The organism is Nonomuraea sp. 3N208 (assembly GCF_052245935.1).
Classification (GTDB): Bacteria; Actinomycetota; Actinomycetes; order Streptosporangiales; family Streptosporangiaceae; genus Nonomuraea.
Map to the genome: position 1 here is coordinate 1 of NZ_JBQQBR010000033.1, position 18,390 is coordinate 18,390.

At 69.4% G+C, this 18,390-nt stretch carries 19 protein-coding genes; 9 read left to right on the top strand and 10 right to left on the bottom strand.

All coding sequences use genetic code 11. The annotated features are described in order from the left end of the window. Nucleotides 1-30 precede the first annotated feature (30 nt). Complete coding sequence (locus tag ACTWPT_RS40020; protein ID WP_443182739.1) at nucleotides 31-1,134, bottom strand: hypothetical protein; 1,104 nt, start codon at nucleotides 1,132-1,134, stop codon at nucleotides 31-33. Then, nucleotides 1,131-1,637 (bottom strand): SigE family RNA polymerase sigma factor, encoded by a 507-nt coding sequence (locus tag ACTWPT_RS40025; RefSeq protein ID WP_443182740.1) that lies wholly within the window; start codon nucleotides 1,635-1,637, stop codon nucleotides 1,131-1,133. Before ACTWPT_RS40025 ends, ACTWPT_RS40020 begins: the two co-directional genes overlap by 4 nt. 130 nt (nucleotides 1,638-1,767) lie before the next feature. Here ACTWPT_RS40025 and ACTWPT_RS40030 point away from each other — a divergent pair, with 130 nt between their 5' ends. From ACTWPT_RS40030 to ACTWPT_RS40040, 3 genes are all read left to right on the top strand, one after another. Continuing rightward, nucleotides 1,768-2,712, top strand: a complete 945-nt coding sequence (locus ACTWPT_RS40030; RefSeq protein WP_443182741.1) for a metallophosphoesterase — start codon at nucleotides 1,768-1,770, stop codon at nucleotides 2,710-2,712. A gap of 63 nt (nucleotides 2,713-2,775) precedes the next feature. Next, complete coding sequence (locus ACTWPT_RS40035) at nucleotides 2,776-3,477, top strand: response regulator transcription factor (RefSeq protein WP_443182742.1); 702 nt, start codon at nucleotides 2,776-2,778, stop codon at nucleotides 3,475-3,477. Then, nucleotides 3,474-4,844: a HAMP domain-containing sensor histidine kinase gene (locus ACTWPT_RS40040; protein ID WP_443182743.1), complete on the top strand. Its 1,371-nt coding sequence runs from the start codon at nucleotides 3,474-3,476 to the stop codon at nucleotides 4,842-4,844. Before ACTWPT_RS40035 ends, ACTWPT_RS40040 begins: the two co-directional genes overlap by 4 nt. A 42-nt stretch (nucleotides 4,845-4,886) precedes the next feature. Here the strand turns inward: ACTWPT_RS40040 and ACTWPT_RS40045 are convergent, their stop codons facing one another. Continuing rightward, the gene (locus ACTWPT_RS40045; protein WP_443182855.1) at nucleotides 4,887-5,885 is read right to left on the bottom strand and encodes a zinc-dependent alcohol dehydrogenase family protein; all 999 of its coding nucleotides are present in this window, start codon (nucleotides 5,883-5,885) and stop codon (nucleotides 4,887-4,889) included. A 104-nt stretch (nucleotides 5,886-5,989) separates the two neighbouring features. On the opposite strand from ACTWPT_RS40045, the gene ACTWPT_RS40050 reads away from it, so the two are divergent. After that, nucleotides 5,990-6,316 (top strand): ArsR/SmtB family transcription factor, encoded by a 327-nt coding sequence (locus tag ACTWPT_RS40050; RefSeq protein ID WP_443182744.1) that lies wholly within the window; start codon nucleotides 5,990-5,992, stop codon nucleotides 6,314-6,316. On the opposite strand, the gene ACTWPT_RS40055 is transcribed toward ACTWPT_RS40050, so the two are convergent. After that, complete coding sequence (locus ACTWPT_RS40055) at nucleotides 6,302-6,628, bottom strand: hypothetical protein (protein ID WP_443182745.1); 327 nt, start codon at nucleotides 6,626-6,628, stop codon at nucleotides 6,302-6,304. The two genes, ACTWPT_RS40050 and ACTWPT_RS40055, sit on opposite strands and share 15 nt — an antisense overlap. A 108-nt stretch (nucleotides 6,629-6,736) precedes the next feature. Between ACTWPT_RS40055 and ACTWPT_RS40060 the strand changes: the two genes are divergently transcribed. Together ACTWPT_RS40060 and ACTWPT_RS40065 are read left to right on the top strand one after the other, a co-directional pair. After that, nucleotides 6,737-7,390 (top strand): response regulator transcription factor, encoded by a 654-nt coding sequence (locus tag ACTWPT_RS40060; protein WP_443182746.1) that lies wholly within the window; start codon nucleotides 6,737-6,739, stop codon nucleotides 7,388-7,390. Next, nucleotides 7,387-8,460 (top strand): sensor histidine kinase, encoded by a 1,074-nt coding sequence (locus ACTWPT_RS40065; protein WP_443182747.1) that lies wholly within the window; start codon nucleotides 7,387-7,389, stop codon nucleotides 8,458-8,460. The genes ACTWPT_RS40060 and ACTWPT_RS40065 overlap by 4 nt, the downstream gene beginning before the upstream one ends. 47 nt (nucleotides 8,461-8,507) lie before the next feature. Here ACTWPT_RS40065 and ACTWPT_RS40070 read toward each other — a convergent pair whose 3' ends face one another. The 3 genes from ACTWPT_RS40070 to ACTWPT_RS40080 all read right to left on the bottom strand — a co-directional run bounded on the left by ACTWPT_RS40070 (nucleotide 8,508) and on the right by ACTWPT_RS40080 (nucleotide 10,039). Further along, entirely contained in the window at nucleotides 8,508-8,888 is a 381-nt protein-coding gene (locus tag ACTWPT_RS40070; RefSeq protein ID WP_443182748.1) for a hypothetical protein, read from the bottom strand. A gap of 424 nt (nucleotides 8,889-9,312) precedes the next feature. Beyond that, complete coding sequence (locus ACTWPT_RS40075; protein WP_443182749.1) at nucleotides 9,313-9,660, bottom strand: NAD(P)-dependent oxidoreductase; 348 nt, start codon at nucleotides 9,658-9,660, stop codon at nucleotides 9,313-9,315. 130 nt (nucleotides 9,661-9,790) lie between these two features. Next, complete coding sequence (locus tag ACTWPT_RS40080) at nucleotides 9,791-10,039, bottom strand: hypothetical protein (RefSeq protein ID WP_443182750.1); 249 nt, start codon at nucleotides 10,037-10,039, stop codon at nucleotides 9,791-9,793. A gap of 309 nt (nucleotides 10,040-10,348) precedes the next feature. On the opposite strand from ACTWPT_RS40080, the gene ACTWPT_RS40085 reads away from it, so the two are divergent. The 3 genes from ACTWPT_RS40085 to ACTWPT_RS40095 all read left to right on the top strand — a co-directional run bounded on the left by ACTWPT_RS40085 (nucleotide 10,349) and on the right by ACTWPT_RS40095 (nucleotide 11,889). Next, the gene (locus tag ACTWPT_RS40085; RefSeq protein WP_443182751.1) at nucleotides 10,349-10,945 is read left to right on the top strand and encodes a hypothetical protein; all 597 of its coding nucleotides are present in this window, start codon (nucleotides 10,349-10,351) and stop codon (nucleotides 10,943-10,945) included. 17 nt (nucleotides 10,946-10,962) lie between these two features. After that, on the top strand, nucleotides 10,963-11,448 hold the full coding sequence (locus ACTWPT_RS40090; RefSeq protein ID WP_443182752.1) for a hypothetical protein: 486 nt from the start codon (nucleotides 10,963-10,965) through the stop codon (nucleotides 11,446-11,448). 63 nt (nucleotides 11,449-11,511) lie between these two features. After that, the gene (locus ACTWPT_RS40095; RefSeq protein ID WP_443182753.1) at nucleotides 11,512-11,889 is read left to right on the top strand and encodes a hypothetical protein; all 378 of its coding nucleotides are present in this window, start codon (nucleotides 11,512-11,514) and stop codon (nucleotides 11,887-11,889) included. Nucleotides 11,890-12,426: 537 nt separating this feature from the next. Here ACTWPT_RS40095 and ACTWPT_RS40100 read toward each other — a convergent pair. The 3 genes from ACTWPT_RS40100 to ACTWPT_RS40110 all read right to left on the bottom strand — a co-directional run bounded on the left by ACTWPT_RS40100 (nucleotide 12,427) and on the right by ACTWPT_RS40110 (nucleotide 18,250). Then, nucleotides 12,427-13,440, bottom strand: a complete 1,014-nt coding sequence (locus ACTWPT_RS40100; RefSeq protein WP_443182754.1) for a hydroxyacid dehydrogenase — start codon at nucleotides 13,438-13,440, stop codon at nucleotides 12,427-12,429. A gap of 94 nt (nucleotides 13,441-13,534) precedes the next feature. Next, nucleotides 13,535-15,403 (bottom strand): DUF2264 domain-containing protein, encoded by a 1,869-nt coding sequence (locus ACTWPT_RS40105; protein WP_443182755.1) that lies wholly within the window; start codon nucleotides 15,401-15,403, stop codon nucleotides 13,535-13,537. 114 nt (nucleotides 15,404-15,517) lie between these two features. Further along, nucleotides 15,518-18,250: an exo-rhamnogalacturonan lyase family protein gene (locus ACTWPT_RS40110; RefSeq protein ID WP_443182756.1), complete on the bottom strand. Its 2,733-nt coding sequence runs from the start codon at nucleotides 18,248-18,250 to the stop codon at nucleotides 15,518-15,520. Nucleotides 18,251-18,390: the final 140 nt, after the last annotated feature.

Below are 18,390 nucleotides of genomic sequence, written 5' to 3' on the forward strand. Positions count from 1 at the left end.
GGGGGGTGCTCCCCCGCCGGGCCGCCGCTTTTAGCTCACTCCGGGCAGGACGAGAGCCGCGCGGTGCACGTTGGAGTAGTCGGCCCAGCGCTTCGCCCGCCCGGTTGTGACGTCGACCGCATAGGAGTACATGTGCCCCTTGTCGTTGACGGTGACCAGGACCTCGGAGCGGCTCGGCCAGAGGCTGGTGCCGTCGACGGCCCCGTTCTTCGGCAGGCCGCGCACGGTCACCTTGCGCAGGGTCCGCCCCGTCTTGGCGTCGAGCAGCGTGAGCCTGCCGAAGCCCCGCTTGTTGGCGTCTGAGAACTCGACGGCGGCCACCGTGCGGCCGTCCGGGGACAGCTCGCTGAAGTGGATGAACACGCCGTCGAAGCGCACCGGCTTGCCTCCGCCCGTGACCGGCATCAACCACAGGTCGGTCTTGCGGTAACGGATCAGCTCGGCGACGCGGTTCTTGATGCTGATCACCTCGTACTTGCCGGGTATCGACACCGTCTCGGTGTTGGCCAGATCGATCAGCAGGCCGGGTTCCTTGCTTCCCTCGCGTGGGTCGAAGGCCACGTACCGGCCGTCGTCGGAGACCGCGAGCATGGCCCCGATGCCGATCCGGTCTTCTTTCACCGTGACGGAGGCGACCGTCCTGTTGCCGCTCTCCAGCTTGTGGACGACGAACGTCTGGGCCCTGCGTTCGTAGTAGGCAAGCATGCGCCCGTCCCGGCTGATCGCGAGAGGCGCCTGCTGGTCCGTGCGGGTCGAGACGAGCGCGTCCGGCACCCGGTACGTCTCCCCACTCCGGGTGACCACCCGCCACTCCACCGCACTGCAGTCGGCGGTGCGGGCCGCCTCGTCGAACTCGCACGGCGTCTGGAACGCGTGGCTGATCGGCCCCACCTTGCCGGAGGGCAGGTCGGGCACCGTGTCCGTCCGCTTCTGCGTGGCCGTCTGGTCGGTACGCGGCCAGGCGATGACGGCCCCCGCCGTCGTCACCACCACCATCGCCACGACCGTCGCGACGGTGCCCAGCACCAACGTGGCGCGCCGCCTGCGCCGGTGCCCCTCGATGGCCGCGTCGGCCAGGCTCACCAGCGGAGCCTCCGCCGCTAGACCCTCCAGCGCGTTGCGCAGCCTCGTCATCGGGCCACCTCCTCGACGTGCAGATCCATCAGCTCGGGCGCGATCTCGCGCAGGCGGGCCAGCGCGCGGTGGGTCTGGCTCTTGACGGTGCCGATCGAGCAGCCGAGCACGTCGGCCGTCTGGGCCTCGGTGAGGTCCTCCCAGAAGCGCAGCACGATCACGGCCCGTTGCTTGCGACCTAGCTTGGCCAGCGCCTGCCGCAGAACGATCCGATCCAGCGTGACATCGTCATAGGAGGCGCTCCGCTCGGGCGGGTGCGCGCTCGGCAACTCGGGACGGTGGCGGCGCCTCCAGGAGATGTACTGGTTGACCAGCGCCTTGCGCGTGTACGCCTCGGGGTTGCCGCTCCTGGACAGCTTGGACCACTGTCCGACGACCTTGGACAGCACGCTCTGCAGCAAATCCTCGGCGAGATGTGCGTCTCCCATGAGCAGGTACGCGGTCCGCATCAGCGACTGCTGGCGGGCCAGCACGAACTCGCGGAAGCCGTCGTGATGATCCAATGTGGTCTCCTCTCGCCCCTATGCCAACGCGACCCAACCGGTGAAAGGTTGCACGTGTGTCTCCGGTTTCACATCCCGGGTTGTCCGGCCCGTCGGCTCGGCTTCATCGGCGGCTGTTAGAGATTCGCGCATGCGCAAATCTCTGCTCCTCGCCGCCCTGATCTCCGCGTCGCTGGTCGTGCCGTCCGGCCCGGCGCACGCCGACTCCGGGCCCGCCGTCACGTTCGCCCTGATCGGCGACACCCCCTACGGCGACGCCCAGCAGGCCGTGTTCCCGAAGCTGGTCGACTCCATCGACGCCGACCCGGACGTACGTTTCGTGCTGCACGCAGGTGACGTCAAGAACGGCTCCTCCACCTGCGACGACGCCCGCTTCGAGACGTTGGCCGGGCTGTTCGGCACGTTCGACGACCCGTTCGTGCTGACGCCCGGCGACAACGAGTGGACCGACTGCCATCGCACCGCCGCCGGCGGCTACGTCCCCACCGAACGACTGGAGGCGGTCCGCCGCATCTTCTATCCCATCGCGGGACGCACCATCGGCGGCCACCCGATGGGCGTGCGCACCCAGGCTCGCGATGCCCGCCACCGCGACTACCGGGAGAACGTGCTCTTCACCCGATCCGGCGTGGTCTTCGCCACGGTGCACGTGGTCGGCAGCGAGAACGACCTGGCCCCCTGGAGTCAGCTGCCCGGCGGCGACCGGCCCGCGGAGCGGCTGGCCGAGTTCGAGGCGCGCAAGGCCGCCGCGCTGGACTGGATCGACAACGCCTTCGCCGTCGCCCGCCGTACGCAGGCGCCCGGCGTGCTGCTGATGATGCAGGCCGAGCCCGTGGACACCGCCGGATTCGCCGAGATCAGGGCGCGCGTCGCCGAGCAGGCACGGGCCTACGGCAAGCCGGTGGTGCTCGCGCACGGCGACGAGCACGTCTACGAGGTGGAGCCCGGCTACGCCGGGGTGCCCAACCTGACTCGCCTGGAGACGTACGGCGACACCGCCGCCAACTGGTTGCGCGTCACCGCCGACCCGAAGTCTTCCGCCGTCTTCTCCTGGGAGCCGCAGACGGTGCGTTAGCGACCACCATGCCCCGTCACGACTGGGGGTTGAAGTAGACCGGGCATAAGGCACCATTTAGGGGTGCCGAATCGTGTCCTCATCGCCGACGACGATCGTGCCATCCGCGAGTCCCTTGCGCGTGCGCTGGAGCTGGAAGGTTACGACGTCGTCGCAGCCGCCGACGGCGTGGAGGCCCTGACCCGGGCCCGCCGCGACTCCTTCCACGCCCTGGTCGTCGACGTGATGATGCCTCATGTCGACGGCCTGGCCGTATGCCGCGTGCTGCGTGCCGAGGGCGACCGTACCCCGGTGTTGATGCTCACCGCCCGGGTCGAGACCCCGGACCGGGTGGCCGGCCTCGACGCCGGCGCCGACGACTACCTGCCCAAACCCTTCGAGCTCGACGAGCTGCTCGCCCGTCTGCGGGCGCTGGTGCGTCGCGCCACGCTGGCGTCGGCGGGCGACGGGCTGGAGCAGGCGGAGGCCGTGCTCCAGATCGCGGAGCTGCGTGTCGACCCGACCGCCCGGTGCGCGTGGTGGGCCGACGCGGAACTGCAACTGACCAGGACCGAGTTCGACCTGCTGGAGCTCATGGTGCGCAACGCGGGGATCGTGCTGGACCACTCGACTATTTACCGCCGGATCTGGGGCTACGATTTCGGTCCGGACTCCAAGAACCTGGCGGTCTACATCGGCTATCTGCGGCGCAAGCTCGCCGACGCCGGCGCGCCCCACGTGATCCACACGGTGCGCGGCGTGGGATACACGGTGCGGCGGCCATGAGCCTGCGCTCACGGTTCGCGCTCGCCTTCGCCGTCGTCGCCGCCGCGGTGTCGGCGCTGGTCGGTGTACTGAGCTACTGCGCCGCCTCCGAGCGCATCACCGCGGAGATCGACCGCTCGTTGCGGGACACCACGGCGGCCCTCGCCAGTGGCCAGGATCAGGTGCCGGTCTCCTCCGGCGCCCTCGCGAAGCGTCCCGGGCCCCGCCGGGACGACGACGAAAGGTATGAGCTGGTCGCGCAGGCCGTGGCCGGTGACGGCACGGCCAGGCATCTGGGCGGCCCGACCATCACGCTGCCGGTCACCGACGTCACCCGCGGCCTTGCCGCCTCCGCCGCCGCCGGGCGCACGCACACCGCCGAGGTCGTCGTGGACGGCCACTGCTACCGCCAGTTGACGACCGCGCTCGGCGGGGGCCGGGGAGCCCTGCAGGTCGCGATCCACATCGACCCCACGAACCGCATGCTGGGCGGCGTGGCCAACGAGATCGCGGTGCTCAGCCTCGCGGTCATGCTCGCCGCCGCGGCCACGGGCTGGCTGGTGGCCCGGCGCATCACCCGGCGCCTGGTACGGCTCGCCGGGGTGGCCGAAGAGGTCAGCGTCCACGGCCTCGTCGACCGCGAGGTGCCGGTGGACGGATCGGATGAGGTCGGCCGGCTCTCGGCCGCGTTCAACACGATGCTCGGCCGCCTCGCCGCCGCCCGCGAGGCCCAGGACAGGTTGGTGGAGGACGCCGCACACGAGCTGCGGACCCCGCTGACCAGCCTGCGTACCAATACCAGTGTGCTGCGCCGCTACACCGAGCTCTCCCCCGACGCCCGTGACCGGCTCCTCGACGACGTCGAGGGCGAGGCTCGCGAGCTCAGCCACCTGGCCGACGAGCTCGTCGAGCTCGCCCTCGCCCGGTACAACGACGAGGACGAAGCGCCCGTGGAGCTGGCGGCCGTCGCCCACCGCGCCGCGCAACGCCTGCGCCGGCGCACTGGCCGGCCGGTGCGAATCGACGCCGACGGCTCTCTGGTCCGCGGCCGCCGCCAGAGACTTGAACGCGCGATCAGCAACCTGCTGGAGAACGCCGCCAAGTTCGACGGCGACGGCACCGAGCCGATCGAGGTGCACATCCGCCAAGGCACGATCACCGTCTCCGACTGCGGGCCCGGCATCCACACCGACGACGCGGTACGCGTGTTCGACCGGTTCTACCGGGCCGGCACCGCCCGCGGCCTGCCCGGGTCCGGGCTCGGCCTGGCCATCGTGCGTGACGTCGCCGAAGCACACGGCGGCACGGTCTTCGCGAGAGCCCGGCCCGGCCGCGGGGCCGCGGTCGGGTTCACCGTGGACGGCGCCCGTCTGCTGCCAGGCGGGTGACGCCCGGCGCGCGCCGTGCCTCGGCATCACCGGGAATCCAGATCAGTGGTCGACGGCAACGACGATCTTGCCGACCTGGTGGCCCGCCTCCAGGTGGCGGTGCGCCGCGACGATCTCGTCCAAGCTGAAGACCCGGTCCACAACGGGCTCAAAGGCGCCGCTCCGCAGACCGGAGGAGACGAACGCCGCGGCTCGGCGCAGCCGCTCCGGATCGGTGGTCGTCTCGTGGACGGTGTAGGTACGCATGTTCAGGGCTGGCATGCCTAGCTCGAACCCCGGGTAGGGAGTCGCCTCGCCGCTCAGCGCCCCGTACAGCAGGAGCGTGCCACCGGGGGCGACCACCTTGGCCAGCCCGACCACACCCGGACCTGCGACGGCGTCGAAGACGAACTCGGCGCCCCGCCCGCCGGTCAGGTCGAGCACCCGCTCGACGACGTCCTCCTCGTCAGTGACGATCACCTCGGCCGCGCCCGCCTTGCGGAGCCGTTCGGCCTTGGCACGGGTACGGGTAGTGGCGATGGGCACCGCGCCGACGCGGTTGGCGACCTGGATCGCGGCCAGGCCCACGCTGCTGGAGGCGGCGGTCAGCACGACCGTGTCCCCGGCACGCATCCCGCCGACCTCCACCAGCGCGCCATATGCCGTCAAGTAGGGCATCCACACCGCCGCACCACCGACCTCGTCGAGGAAGGCAGGGCGGCGGAGCACCGCGGCCGCCGGCACGATCGCGTACTCGGCGTAGACGCCGTAGTCGTTCATCGAGAACGCGGGCACCACGCTGACCGGCTGCCCGGCCTCGAATCCCGCCACCTCCGCGCCGACGACCTCGACCACCCCCGCGGCCTCGGCGCCGAGCCGGGCGGGGAACTCCTTGACCGGCTCGATGTAGTGGCCGCTGCGGAACAACACCTCGGCCCGGTTGAGCCCGATCGCGTCCACCCGGATCAACACCTCACCGGGACCGGGCTCGCCGACCTCGACGTCCTCCAGCCGCAGCACGTCCGGCCCGCCGACCTCGTGGAACCGCACCGTCTTCACCATCACGCATCGCCCCTTCTGATCGGTGGCCTCACTCAAGCGGAAAGTACGACGCCTGTCAAACTTCGATGCTTATCGTACTTCGATGAGTGTCGTACGATGGCGTGGTGGCAACGCGGCAAGCCGGGCGGGACCGCATCCCGCCCCACCCGGACATTCAGACGATCACTCTGCAGCAGGTGCTCGAGGCCCTGGTCGACCCGGTACGCCGCCGGATCGTCGGCGAGCTCTACGCCGGCGGCCAGGACATGCGCTGCGGCACGTTCGACCTGCCGGTCAGCAAGTCCACCGCCACCCACCACTTCAACGTGCTGCGCGAGGCCGGTCTCATCCGGCAGTACTACGTGGGCACCTCCCGCATGAACGCCCTGCGCCGCGACGAGATCGACGAAGCCTTCCCCGGGCTCCTCCGCGCCCTCTCAGGACGGGAGTGACGGCGCGGCCGGTGCCGCGGGAGCATTCGGCAGCCAGGCGCCGGCGGGCAACAGCGACTCGCACGCCTTGACCGCGGCCCCATACTTCTTGGAAAGGACGTCGACCCGCTCGCCCTTGATGTGCAGGTTGACCAGCCCGTCCGAGGAGAGCGCCACCTCGGGGAAGTCGGGCAGCCCGTGCGAACGCATACAGGCGACGAATTCCTTGACGTTCCCCGCAGGCGCCTCGTCCGCGGCGGCCGCCATCCCGCCCATGCCCGCGGCGAGGACCGCCGCGGCCAGGACCATCCTTCTGATTGTTGAGCCGACCATGATGCCTCCTTTTCCTTCGGTGCACCCAGCCAAGCCCGGGACCGGTTACAGGGCGGAAACGGCGACTGTTACCCCGCTGTAAGGGGGTGAAGAGGCATCCTGGAGATCATGCGGGTGTTGGTGGTCGAGGACCACGAGGAACTGGCCTTGACGGTGGCCGCGGGACTGCGCCGCGACGGCATGGCCGTTGACGTGGTGCTGGATGGACCTGCCGCGCTCGAGCGCACCTCGGTCAACCATTACGACGTGATCGTGCTCGACCGGGACCTGCCGGGCCTGCACGGCGACGAGGTGTGCAGGTCGCTGGCCGGCGTCGGCCATCCGGCCCGGGTGCTGATGCTCACCGCCGCCGGGACGATCGACGACAAGGTGACCGGGCTGAGCGTCGGCGCCGACGACTACCTGCCCAAGCCGTTCGCCTTCGCCGAGCTGGTGGCCCGCATCCGGGCGCTGGCCAGGCGGTCGGCCCGCGCGCTCCCGCCGGTGCTCGTCCGGGGCGACCTGCGGCTGGATCCCGGCACCCGGATCGCCACCCGTGACGGGCGCCGGCTGCCGCTGAGCCCCAAGGAATTCGCCGTACTGGAACTGTTACTGGCCGCCGAGGGTGCGGTGGTCTCCGCCGAACAGTTGCTGGAGCGCTGCTGGGACGAGTTCGCCGACCCGTTCACCCAGACCGTGAAGGTGACGATCAGCCGGCTGCGCCGCAAGCTCGGCGACCCGCCGCTGATTGAGACCGTCCCGCAGGCCGGATACCGCTTATGAGGCGGACCGTACGGCTGCGCCTGACCCTGCTCTACAGCGGCCTGTTCCTGATGGCCGGCGTGGTGCTGGTCGCCCTCATCTACCTCCTGGTGGAGTACTCACCGTTCCCCGCCCCGCCGGCCGCCCCCGCACCGGGCGGGTTCGACGTGCCCGGCCCGGCACCCCAGGCCGAGCAGTCCGGCACCCTGCGCAGGCTCCTGGTCAACTCGCTGATCGCGTTGGCCGTCATGGCATTGGCGGCGATGTTGCTGGGTTGGCTCATGGCCGGGCGGGTGCTGCGGCCGCTGGGCGAGATGACCGCCACCGTCCGCCGCATCACGGCCGATCGGCTCGACCGGCGGCTGGCCGCCTCCGGGCCGGACGATGAGCTCAAGCGGCTGGCCGACACCTTCGATGAGCTGCTGGACCGGCTGGAGTCAGCGTTCACCGCGCAGCGGCGCTTCGTCGCCAACGCCTCCCACGAGTTGCGCACCCCGCTGACGTTGCAGCGCGCCATGGCCGAGGTCGCGCTGGCCGACCCGGAGGTCGGCAGCCGGGAGCTGCGCACCGTGCTGGAACGTATGGTGGCCGCGGGCAAGCACCAGGAACGGCTCATCGAGGCTCTGCTCACCCTGGCCCGCAGCCAGCAGGGCCTGCAGGAGCGCGGGCCCGTGGACCTGGCCGCGATCACACGGCAGGCCCTCGAAGACCCTGGCGGGATCCGTATCGAGTCCACTCTCGACCCGGCGCCCCTGTCCGGGGACCACGCCCTCATCGAACGCCTGGTGGCGAACCTGCTGGACAACGCGGTGCGGTACAACGTGCCCGGCGGATGGATCACGGTGGAGACAGCCGTACGGTCGGGCCGCTCCACTCTCCGGGTCTCCAACAGCGGCCCGGTGATCCCGCCCGACCGGGTCCACCAGCTCATTCAGCCCTTCCAGCGCCTGGAGGGCGGTAGAAAGGCCGGCGGCGACGGGCTGGGACTGGGCCTGTCGATCGTGGCCGCCATCGTCGAGGCGCACCACGGCACGCTCGAGGCCCGCCCTCGGCAGGAGGGCGGGCTCGACGTGACCGTCACCCTCACGTAAACGATCCATCAGTACTGTCCTCGCCGAGCCCGCTCCCCGCAGGTTGGTCAGGTGGTGAACGATTTGCTCCCGCGATCCACCCAGGTGCCGCGCTCGCCCCAGTACGACTCGGCGGTCACAGTGAGGGATCTGTTCTCACTGTAGATGTTGTTCAGGTACCTGCACGTGCCGCCCGGCTTACCGTAATAGTTGTTGAGGTCGGTGATGGTGAACGTGCTGCCGCCGGCTGGCAGCTCTACCTCCACCGAGCGGGCGCCCTCGGAGTCGTACGCCCGCACGCAGAACTTGTTCGAGGCATCGTCGTAGGAGATGACGCCGTCGCCGACGTTCCACGAGAACGAGCTGGCCATCGCCGGCTGTGCCATGGCAAGGCTCGACGCGACCACGGCAGCTCCGACCACAGCGGTCTTGAGCAGGTTTTTCATCATGGTTCCTTCCGTTTGGACGGGTTCTGATACCGCCCGGAAAGGAGCCTGGGTCAAGACCGAATCCGACGACAGATCTTCTGAGCACAGTTCACCGGCTGGTCACGCAAACGTAGATCGCCGGCCACCGGCTCGTTGATAAACTAGTGGCCCACTAGCGGCGCACTAGCGGCGCGCTGGCTGGTGCGCATGTCACTGGTGGGCTTGTGCAGTCGGCTCGGCGCGTGGTGTCGGTGTTTGCCACCGCATCAGGATGGACGCTCTGGACAACGAGCTGCGCACCCCCGCTGACGGTGCAGCGCGCGATGGCCGAGGTCGCGCTCGCCGCCCTGACGGCCGTACGGTCGGGCCGCCCCACGCTCCGGAGCTCCAACAACGGCCCCGCCAGGAGGGCGGGCTCGACGTGGCCGTCGCCCTCCTTGGAAGATCACGCGATGTACGCGAGGTGCTCCGGCTCCACCCGCCCGAGCAGCGGCGCGCCGCTGAGGAACCGGCCCACCTCGTCGACGGCGAACTCCCCGAGGCGCCGCAGCTCGCGGCCCTGAGCTCCGGCCAGGTGCGGGGTGATCATGACGTTCGGCAGGGAGAAGAGCGGGTGCCCGGGCGGCAGCGGCTCCGGGTCGGTCACATCCAGGATGGCGGAGATCCGGCCGTCGGCGCACGAGCGGGTCAGCGCCTCGGTCACCGCCACCTGGCTGCCGCCGCGCAAGGCGTACCGCTGCACGTACATCTCCCGGCAGATCGACGTGAAGGCCAAGTACGAAGTGTGGGTCACGTCGGCGGAGAAGAACGCGATGGAGTCGATTCTCGAGAATTGCTGATTCCCACATGTCCGACGACACGGACCGCCGCTCGAATCGAGCGGCGGCCCCCAGAGTTCCAGACGTGCTGGTCCCCTAATCGCCTCAGCCGGTCTTCATGATTGCCGCTGCGTTCTTCTTCCAGCCGTCGATGATGGCCTTGCTTTCGGAGATCTTCGACTTGTTCTCATCGAGAAGCCGCTGCTCGTACGCGGCCCTGACCGTCTTGTATATGCCTACGAGATTGACCTCCGCTTGGCACTTGGCGTCAACGACGGCTATCCGCTTCTCTTCGGCGGGGCCCGACGGTCGGGTCGACCGTGGCCAGCGCCGTCGCGCCGCTGTCAGACACATGGCTGGCCGTGAAACCGACGACCGCGAGCGTCCCCATTGCCACGGCGACGATACCGGCGATAGCGGATCCTTTCCCCTTCATCGTCATTCGCCGTTCCTCCTCCAGTAGCATCGGGTATAGATTCCGGTAGAGTCCCGGTCTATACAACGGTCCGCATGCAGCAGTGTCGTGTTGCGACCGTATGCGGCGGCCGTGTCGTAATTCACGGCAATTGTATCGTGCCAAGGGTCACCCGAACAGCCGGCCAGGTTTCCCCACTTGTTGAAGTATCGGCCGTAGTAGCTACTCCACTCCAGCCGGTAGCCCCAATGCTGCTGGGGTTCATCAACCCACCAATACTGCATGGGCCGACTGATCTCAAGGCGGACGTCACCGCTGCTGTGTTCAACAAGACAGAGCTAAGCGAACAGGCCAATGTCAGAGACATTCTAGAGCAGATCAACAGCCGCGTTCAGAATTACAGTCCCTTGCGCACGAAGAAGGCGAAGATAGTGCTGATGGGTTATCCCGAGATCACCAGCACCGGGGTGCCCGACTGCACCAATTTCGAATCGAATGAGCAGGACATGATGCAGCGACTGGCGCAGTACTTCACGGCAGAAGAGAATAAGATGGCACAGGCAGCGAAATCGGCCGGAATCGAGGTGTCGTTTGCCGATCCGATGCCCACGTTCCACAACCACGGATCCTGCAAGCCGGAAAGCACACGATGGATCAACAGCATCACTTTCAACCAGACAGGCCCCGGTGACTTCGGTGACGTTGGGGATGTGTGGACCGGCTGCATCTTCGATGGCGCCAGGTGCGCGAGCCGCACCTCGATGCATCCGAACGCAGAAGGAGCGCGAGCTTACGCCAGCGTCTTCATGAGTCACCTTCAAGCCGTGAACTACACCGGCTGGTAAACTCCTGATCGGCCTGCATGAGCAGGCCGATCAGCATCTCCAATTTCGAAGCAGAAGTCGAGTGCGCGGATATGATGGAAAAAAATGGACGGCCGAGCCGGCGTCTTGTCGCCCTTCTGGTTGCCCTCTCGGTCATCCTCGTCATCGGAGCGCTCAGCCCCTTCATCTTCCACTATCTCTACACAGCGTATGCCGTGAGCGCCGCGACCAGCAATAATGAACGGACGGCGGAGTTCTTCGCAGCCAGACTGCAGCAGGGCTGGGGGACCGAGCTGCCAGCCGCAAGCGAGGTTAAGAGCTCCGTCGGTGAGGTCGCGATATTCTCGTCAGCTCGCGGTACTCAGAATCTCGTTCTGAAAGTCGCAGTGACCACGGGGAAGGAGAACCTCATCGGCTCGACGACGTTCATCCGCTGCTACACCTTGACTTTCGAGCGGCTCCGAAGCGGAGGTTTCCAGCACACGGTCGAGCCATTAGCCGGCTGCCCTTACGAGGACGGCTAGCGACATACATCACGGCCTCTCAAATGCACAGGCACATTCATTTCAAAGAAAGGCGAAACGGTTATGGACGCCGATATTCGTTGGATCCTTGCGTTTGATGCTTCTTGCGGCCGATGTCGCGGTCTCGCCGAGCAAGTGAAGCACATCGGCGAGCACCGTCTCGAAATCATGCCGCTCGCGCATCCGGACGTCGTCGCGTGGCGTGAGCAAGCACTCGGCGAAAGCGCACCATACGCTCCCACTCTGATCAGGGTCGGGGACGGCGGAGTACGGGCATGGGCTGGCGGCGACATGGCGATCCGGCTCGCCGCTCACCTGGGGATCCGCGGGACCTACAGTCTGCTGCGCACCCTTGGTGAGAACAGGAAGCAGGGGGAGACGAAAATGCGTCTCACGCCGCGTCCGGAGGTCGCCGTCAGTTCCTCCGGCTGGCCGGCTTAGGCGTCGCCGTGTCCGTAATCGTCGGGAGGACGTCGCTTGCCCAAGCCGCTGCGACCTCCCCCTCGCCGGCCGAGAAATGGGTTCAGGAGAACAAGGCGAATCTGCCACATACCTATGAGGCGTTCAGCGCGCACGACCTGGCGCACCGCCGAGCCATCTTCTTCGAACTCTCCCCCGAGGCGCGGAGCGGTCTTTGGAGCGCTCATCTTCAGAGATATCGCAGCGCACACCCCGGCCTGAACGCCGAGCAGACGCAATGGCCGAGGTCGCGCCCGCCGATTCAGAGGCCGACACCCAGGCGGGATCCGAGTCGAATCCTTCCTCGATCCGGCGCCTGCCTCCGGCGACCGCGCCCCGCTCGAACGCCTGCTGGCGAACCGGCTGGACAACGCGGTGCGGTACAACGCGCCCGACGGATGGATCAGGGTGGGAAGGCCGTACGTTCTGGCCGCCCCCCTCTCCGGATCTCCAACAGCGGCCCGCTGATCCCGCCCGACCGGGTCCACCTGTTCGTGACCGTCACCCCCACGTAAACGATCAAGCGATGTACGAAAGCTGCTCAGGCTCCACCCGCCCGAGCAGCGGCGCCCCACTGAGGAGCTGGCTCACCTCGGCGACGGCGAACTCGCCGAGGCGCCGTAGCTCGCGGCCCTGAGCTCCGGCCAGGTGCGGGGTGATCAGGACGTTGGGCAGGGCGAAGAGCGAATGTCCTGGCGGCAGCGGCTCGGGATCGGTCACGTCGAGGATGGCGGAGATCCGGCCGCCGGCGCACGAGCGGGTCAGTGCCTCGGTGTCGATGAGCGACCCGCGGGCGGTGTTGACGACGACCGCTCCGTCGGGCAGGAGGTCCAACCTGCGGCCGTCGAGTATGTGGCGGGTCTCGGGCAGGGCGGGGGCGTGCACGGTGACGAGGTCGCTGCGGCGGCAGAGCTCGTCCATGCTCACCTGCTCGACGCCGAGGTCTGACGCTTCTGCGGCGGTCACGTACGGGTCGTAGAGCAGGACCTGGACGTCGAACGACCGGAGCCGCCGCAGGACGAGGCGGCCGATCCGGGAGGCGCCGATCACCCCGACCGTGCAGTCATGGAGCCCAGTGCCCTCGCCCGCCAGCCAGTCCCTGGGCGTGCCCTCGACGGCGCTCGCGTACCGCCGGGCACGGCTGAAGGTCTGCTTGGCGCCGAGAATGAGCATGGCCATGGTGTAGTCGGCCACTGGGACGGCGTTCGCCTCGGCGGCGGAGGACACGATGACACCGCGCTCGAACACGAGGGGATCGACGAGGGCCTTGACCGTGCCGGCGGCGTGCACGACGGCGCGCAGCCGCGGCGCGGCCGCCAGCACGCCGGCGTCGATGCGCGGGCATCCCCATCCGGTGACCAGGATGTGCGCCTCCGCCAGGGCCGCGGCGGCGGCCGGCCCTTCGAACGAGGTGAACGTCGTCGCCGGATCGATGTCGGCCAGTTCCCCCAGCCGGGTGAGGAGGTCGGCCGGGAAGACGCCGCCGAGCGCCCAGGGGGCGATGGCGAAGACCGCGACGGGTCGCCGTGGCACGGAGTCAGCTCCTATCGGGCAGGAATCAGTGTAAACGGTTACAGAAGCACGACCACTCTACGGGCCGGCCCATCAGGGCGCGTTGGCAGCCCTGTCAGCGTTCGCAGGTGGGGACGTCGCCCAGGCGGACCTTCACCGTCTCTCCGCCGGCCATGGCCAGGGCGACCAGGTCGCCCTCGACGTGCACGCCGGGCGCGGGCGGCTCCTCTGCCGTGACCGCGAGCCGCACGAGGCTGACATAGACGGCGGTGCCACCGGGGTGGGCGTCGGCGACGACGTACGGCGTGGCCGAGTGCGCGCCGAAGGCGTTGGTGCCCTCCGCCGTCACCAGGCCCGCGCCTGTGTAGCCGTGCAGGGCGCGTACGGCGCTGCTCAGCCCGTCCGGACGCCGGGCCAGCGCCACCCCGTCACCTTCGCGCAGGTCGAGCGGGACCGCCGCGGCCAGGGCGTGGCCGCCGTCCCTGACCCGGTGTCCGGCGGGGGCGGTGACCCGGTGGATCCTGATCTCCGCCGCCCCGTCGAGGACCGAGGCCGTGACCACCCGAACCGGACCGTCCTGGTAGGCGGAGGCGGCGAACCGGTCCGACACGGCCAGGGGTTCGATGCGCCGCCTGAGTGAGGCGGTCCCGTCGGGTGCGATGACGGCCAGGTGGTTGTCCACGCCGGACGCCTTCTCTCCCACCTCGAACTCCCCCAGCTCAGGGCCCGTGTGGCTGGTGTAGGCGAACTTGAGGTAGTGCGGATCGGGCGACCCGCTCGGGTCCTGGACGCGGTCCCGGTCGCTGCCGTGGTTGACGAGCCGTACCACGCCGTCCGAGCGGGTGGCGTGCAGCAGCCAGCCGGGCGCGGGCATCGCCACCGCCTGGTCGGCGAGGTCGATCGGCGCCGCCTGCTCGGCGTCCGTCCAGACCGGGTGCCCGGGCGGCAGCAGCAGACCGAGGAAGGCCTTGCTCGCCCAGTACGGTGACGCCGGACCCGAATAGTCCTGCGTGACCGGCAGGAAGGGGTCGTACCAGCCGAGGGTGAGCAGCCCGCGCTCGTCCGGCACGCCCCGCTCGGCGAAGTGACGCAGCACGCCGCTGGCGATGCGCCGGGTCCGGCCGGGCGGAAGCGGCGAGGCGCCGGTCAGCGCACCCAGCCACAGCGGCGCGACCGTCGCGAACCGGTAGGTCAGCGAGCGGCCCTGGTGTACCGGGCCGCCGTCGGCGGCGAAGAAATGCTGGTATTGGCCGAGAAAGCGGTGCAGCCGCGCCGCGTAGAGCTCCTGCCGGGCAGTGTCGCCGGCCATCCGCGCCCACAGCGACGGATACAGGTGCATCGCCCAGCCGCAGTAGTAGTCGAAGTTCTTGCCCTTGCCGTCGGAGTACCAGCCGTCGCCGGCGTACCACTCCTCGATCCGCTCCAGCCCGCCGGTGATCTCGCCGGGCTCGTGCGGGCCGCCCACCCCGGCCAGGAACTGCTCGACGACCACCCGGAACAACACCCAATTGTTGTCCGGCGTGCGCCGTCCCACGAAGCCGGCCAGCCACGCCACCACCCGCTCCTGCTCCGCGGGCGGCAGCCGGTCGAACAACCACGGCCGGGTCTCGTGCAATGCGAGCGCCACCGAAGCCGCCTCGACGAGTTGCTGCGACATGTCGGCCAGCGCCGGCCACGCGTACGGGTGCGCCGGGTCGGTCCCGGCGGCGAGGCCCCTCGCGTACCGCTCCAGCAGCGCGGCCGGCACGTCCCCGCCCGCGCCCGCGATCCGGAAGGCGGCGAGCAGGAACGTGCGGGCGAAGCCCTCGAGGCCGTCACTCACCTGCCCCGACCTGCTGGTCCTGCCGGGCAGGCGGAACTGGGCGAAGTCGTCCGTCGCGTACGGCACCACGGACGACAGCAGGTGATCGGCCACGGCCTCCCAATGCGCGCGAGTCCACCCGGTGTAGCGGGACAGTCGGTCATCGGGCGTTGGGAGGCGCATTGACATAGACAAAGGAGCTTAGCTTCCGGCGTAGGTGATGTTCGGCCTGGGCGGGCCTGGGCGGGCCTGGGCGGGGGCCCTCGAGGGCCGGCGCTGTGGACGTGGAACCCGCCATTACGCGGGAAGGTGGTCGCCCACGAGGGCGAGGCACTGGATGGCGGCCAGGCCGTACTGCGAGGAGGCGTTGGTCGAGGCGAAGGAGGTCTCGTCGACCGGCTTGAGCACCTTCGAGCCCTCCACGCGCACCGCCTTGAACTCCAGAGTCTTGGGGTATCCGGCGTGGCCGGTGTCGAACTCCTTCCACGCCCGCGCGGCCAGGGTCGCGTCGCCGAGCTTGGCGGCGGCGTAGGCGGTGAGCCGGGAGTGGGCCTGGCGCAGGTTCAGGTTTCCCCACGACTGCCCGGTCTCCGCCGTCTGCTCGGCGGCGGTGCCGTTGTAGAGGCGGCAATACTGCAACCACGCCTTGGTGAACGCCTCGTCCCCGGTCAGGTGGATGACCTCGCTGCAGACCTCGACCAGCCCGAACACCGAGCCGAGCGAGCCGACGCTGACGGCCGGCTCGGTGGGCTTGAAGGTGCCGTCGTCGAGGTCGTACAGGCCGCCGCCGCGCGCGAAGCCGTTGGGCATCGCGGCGATGGAGCGCATGCTGTTCAGGAGCTTCTCCTTGGCGATCGGGTCGCCGCCGCGCTCCCATTCGGTCAGCCAGGCCAGGGCGAGGCCGCTCCAGTCGGTGCCGGTGCCGACGGAGAGGGCGTGCGGGTCCGGCTCGTACGGGCCCGTGCGGATCTTGCGGATGGGGTCAAGGACCAGGAACGTCTTGTCGGAGTCGACGAGATCGTGCATCAGGTCGCCGATGCGCTCGTCGGCGGTGAGGAAGTACATGAATCGCCGGTAGCCGGCGGTGCTGATGCGCAGTTGCTTGGCGCTGTCGGCCCAATGCTGAACGCCGTGCCGGGTCCCCAGGTCCCGCCATTTGCCGAGGTGGTAGACGTCGACCTCGCCGGTGTGCCGGGTCATCGATTCGGCGAAGCGGAACGCCTCGGCCTTGCCGGTGCGCAGGTAGTGGTACCAGAGCCACAGGTCGGGCGACAGCTCGGAGTTGGCCCAGGCGTAACCGCCGACGTCGTAACGCCAGACGTGCCGGTCGGGGTCGTAGCTGTGCATGATGTCGCCGTAGTCCCAGAAGCCGTACCAGGACCTCTGCTCGACCTGCTTGCTGTGGAAGTCGAACAGGAAGTCCAGCCGGTCTTCGATGCGGGCCTTGGCGGGGGTCGAGCGGTCGACCGGCGACCAGTCGCCGAACACCTTGGCCGCGTGCAGGTGCGCGGGCGGCGCGACGACGAGCGGCGGCGTCTGCACGGCGTGGGCCAGCTCCGCCACCTTCTCGGCGGCCGGGGTGGCCTCCAGCGCCCAGAACATCAACTCGGTCGTGCGCGCGATGCCGTACGGCGTGCCGAAGCCCGGCTCGTAGTCCTCGTACGTGATCTCCAAGCCCTCGAGCTGCTCGGCGTAGGTGTCCTGGCCCATCCCGTCGTGGTAGAACCGCAGGTCCATGGGCCCGGCGTCGGGCGACCACAACCACAAGGTGACTTCGGCGTTCTCGCCCGCCGCGCCGCGGATGTCGAGCTGGGTGGGGTGCAGCTGCCAGAAGTTGCGCATGCCGAAGGCGAAGCCGCCGCTGGGGCCGCCGACGTACCCGAGCCCGCCGGCCCGGCCGCCGGCGTCGACCGGGATCCAGCCGTGGCCCTTCTTCGTGCGCTTGCGGATCTGGAAGCCGTCGGCGGTGAGCTGGCGCAGCGAGTAGTCGCCGAAGGCCGGGATGAGGTGCAGCCGCGAGCTGACCCGGGTGTCCCAGGTCGCCACCGGCGGAGTCGCCTTCCCGGCGACCTGCGCCTGGCGGACCGCGGCGCCCGGGTCGCGGCGCAGGCCGGTGATGCCGCGCACCGCCTCCGCCAGGACGCCGTCGCCCGTTCCTGCGAAGCGCACGTGCCTGTTGTACAGCTCGTCGCGCATCGGGACCTGGAACCGGATGCCGAGGCCGCTGATGAAGTCCTCCCGCTCGTCGCCGTCGTAGACGAAGCTGTGCACCGCGCGGATGCCGTCGCTGCCGGCGTAGAAGTACAGGCGCACGGTGAAGGGCAGCCAGGACCGGTTGCCGCGCCGATGTCCGCCCTCGATCCTGACCACCGCGCGGACCGGACCTGACTGCTCGACCGTCACCTTCTCCGTCCGGCCGGTGAACCTCTCCTGCTTCACCGAGCCGCTCTCGTCGTCCTCGGGCTCGCCCTGTCGCAGGCAGACGAGCTCGCCGTCGCGGGCGATCTCGCGGTCGCCCCGCAGGATGGCGCTCACCAGCCGGTCGCCCTTCTTCGGGATCAGGCACCGGATGACGCCGGTGCTCACCTCGACCTGGTCGCCGCCGTCCGTGACCGTCACGGCCGCCGCGGGCGTGGCCGGCTGTCCGGCGGTGAGCACGTACTGCTCGGCCGGGGCGACCTCGGTGCCGATGGCGTGCGCGGTCCACTTGAGCGACCCGTCAGGCCAGTACCCGGTGGCCCAGGTCTGCACGGGCACCTGCTGCCCCGCGGCCGTACGCAACGCGAAGGCCTGGTCCTTGGGCACGGCGCCCTTCGGCCACGGCACGCCCCACGTGGATCCCGCGGCGAGCTGCCGGGGTGCGCCGCCTTCCAGCCACCGGAGCTGGACACCGTCCTCGAGCGCTCCGCTCGCCGCTGGGGTGACCGCTGCGGACTCGGCACGCGCCGATCCCGCGGTCCAGCCGACCTGCCCCGCTGCGCCGACCGCCGCGGCGCTCAAAAGCAGGTTTCGTCGGGACATCATCGCCATGGGGGGCTCCACTCGGTTGGCGTAACAGCGATGAAACGGCCAGTTGTTAAACCGTTTACTAAGGGCTGATCGCAGCATGAGGGGTAAGGCCTGTCAAGAGGCCACTGCAATCGAGGGATACGTTTGCAGCGACGACCCGC

Coding starts and splice junctions, on each gene's coding strand:
- ACTWPT_RS40040 (WP_443182743.1), top strand. CDS start 3,474: ATGAGCCTGCGCTCACGGTTCGCGCTCGCCTTCGCCGTCGTCGCCGCC.
- ACTWPT_RS40045 (WP_443182855.1), bottom strand. CDS start 5,885: ATGGTGAAGACGGTGCGGTTCCACGAGGTCGGCGGGCCGGACGTGCTG.
- ACTWPT_RS40020 (WP_443182739.1), bottom strand. CDS start 1,134: ATGACGAGGCTGCGCAACGCGCTGGAGGGTCTAGCGGCGGAGGCTCCG.
- ACTWPT_RS40065 (WP_443182747.1), top strand. CDS start 7,387: ATGAGGCGGACCGTACGGCTGCGCCTGACCCTGCTCTACAGCGGCCTG.
- ACTWPT_RS40085 (WP_443182751.1), top strand. CDS start 10,349: ATGCTGCTGGGGTTCATCAACCCACCAATACTGCATGGGCCGACTGAT.
- ACTWPT_RS40080 (WP_443182750.1), bottom strand. CDS start 10,039: ATGTGTCTGACAGCGGCGCGACGGCGCTGGCCACGGTCGACCCGACCG.
- ACTWPT_RS40070 (WP_443182748.1), bottom strand. CDS start 8,888: ATGATGAAAAACCTGCTCAAGACCGCTGTGGTCGGAGCTGCCGTGGTC.
- ACTWPT_RS40060 (WP_443182746.1), top strand. CDS start 6,737: ATGCGGGTGTTGGTGGTCGAGGACCACGAGGAACTGGCCTTGACGGTG.
- ACTWPT_RS40110 (WP_443182756.1), bottom strand. CDS start 18,250: ATGGCGATGATGTCCCGACGAAACCTGCTTTTGAGCGCCGCGGCGGTC.
- ACTWPT_RS40090 (WP_443182752.1), top strand. CDS start 10,963: ATGAGCAGGCCGATCAGCATCTCCAATTTCGAAGCAGAAGTCGAGTGC.
- ACTWPT_RS40030 (WP_443182741.1), top strand. CDS start 1,768: ATGCGCAAATCTCTGCTCCTCGCCGCCCTGATCTCCGCGTCGCTGGTC.
- ACTWPT_RS40055 (WP_443182745.1), bottom strand. CDS start 6,628: ATGGTCGGCTCAACAATCAGAAGGATGGTCCTGGCCGCGGCGGTCCTC.
- ACTWPT_RS40095 (WP_443182753.1), top strand. CDS start 11,512: ATGGACGCCGATATTCGTTGGATCCTTGCGTTTGATGCTTCTTGCGGC.
- ACTWPT_RS40105 (WP_443182755.1), bottom strand. CDS start 15,403: ATGCGCCTCCCAACGCCCGATGACCGACTGTCCCGCTACACCGGGTGG.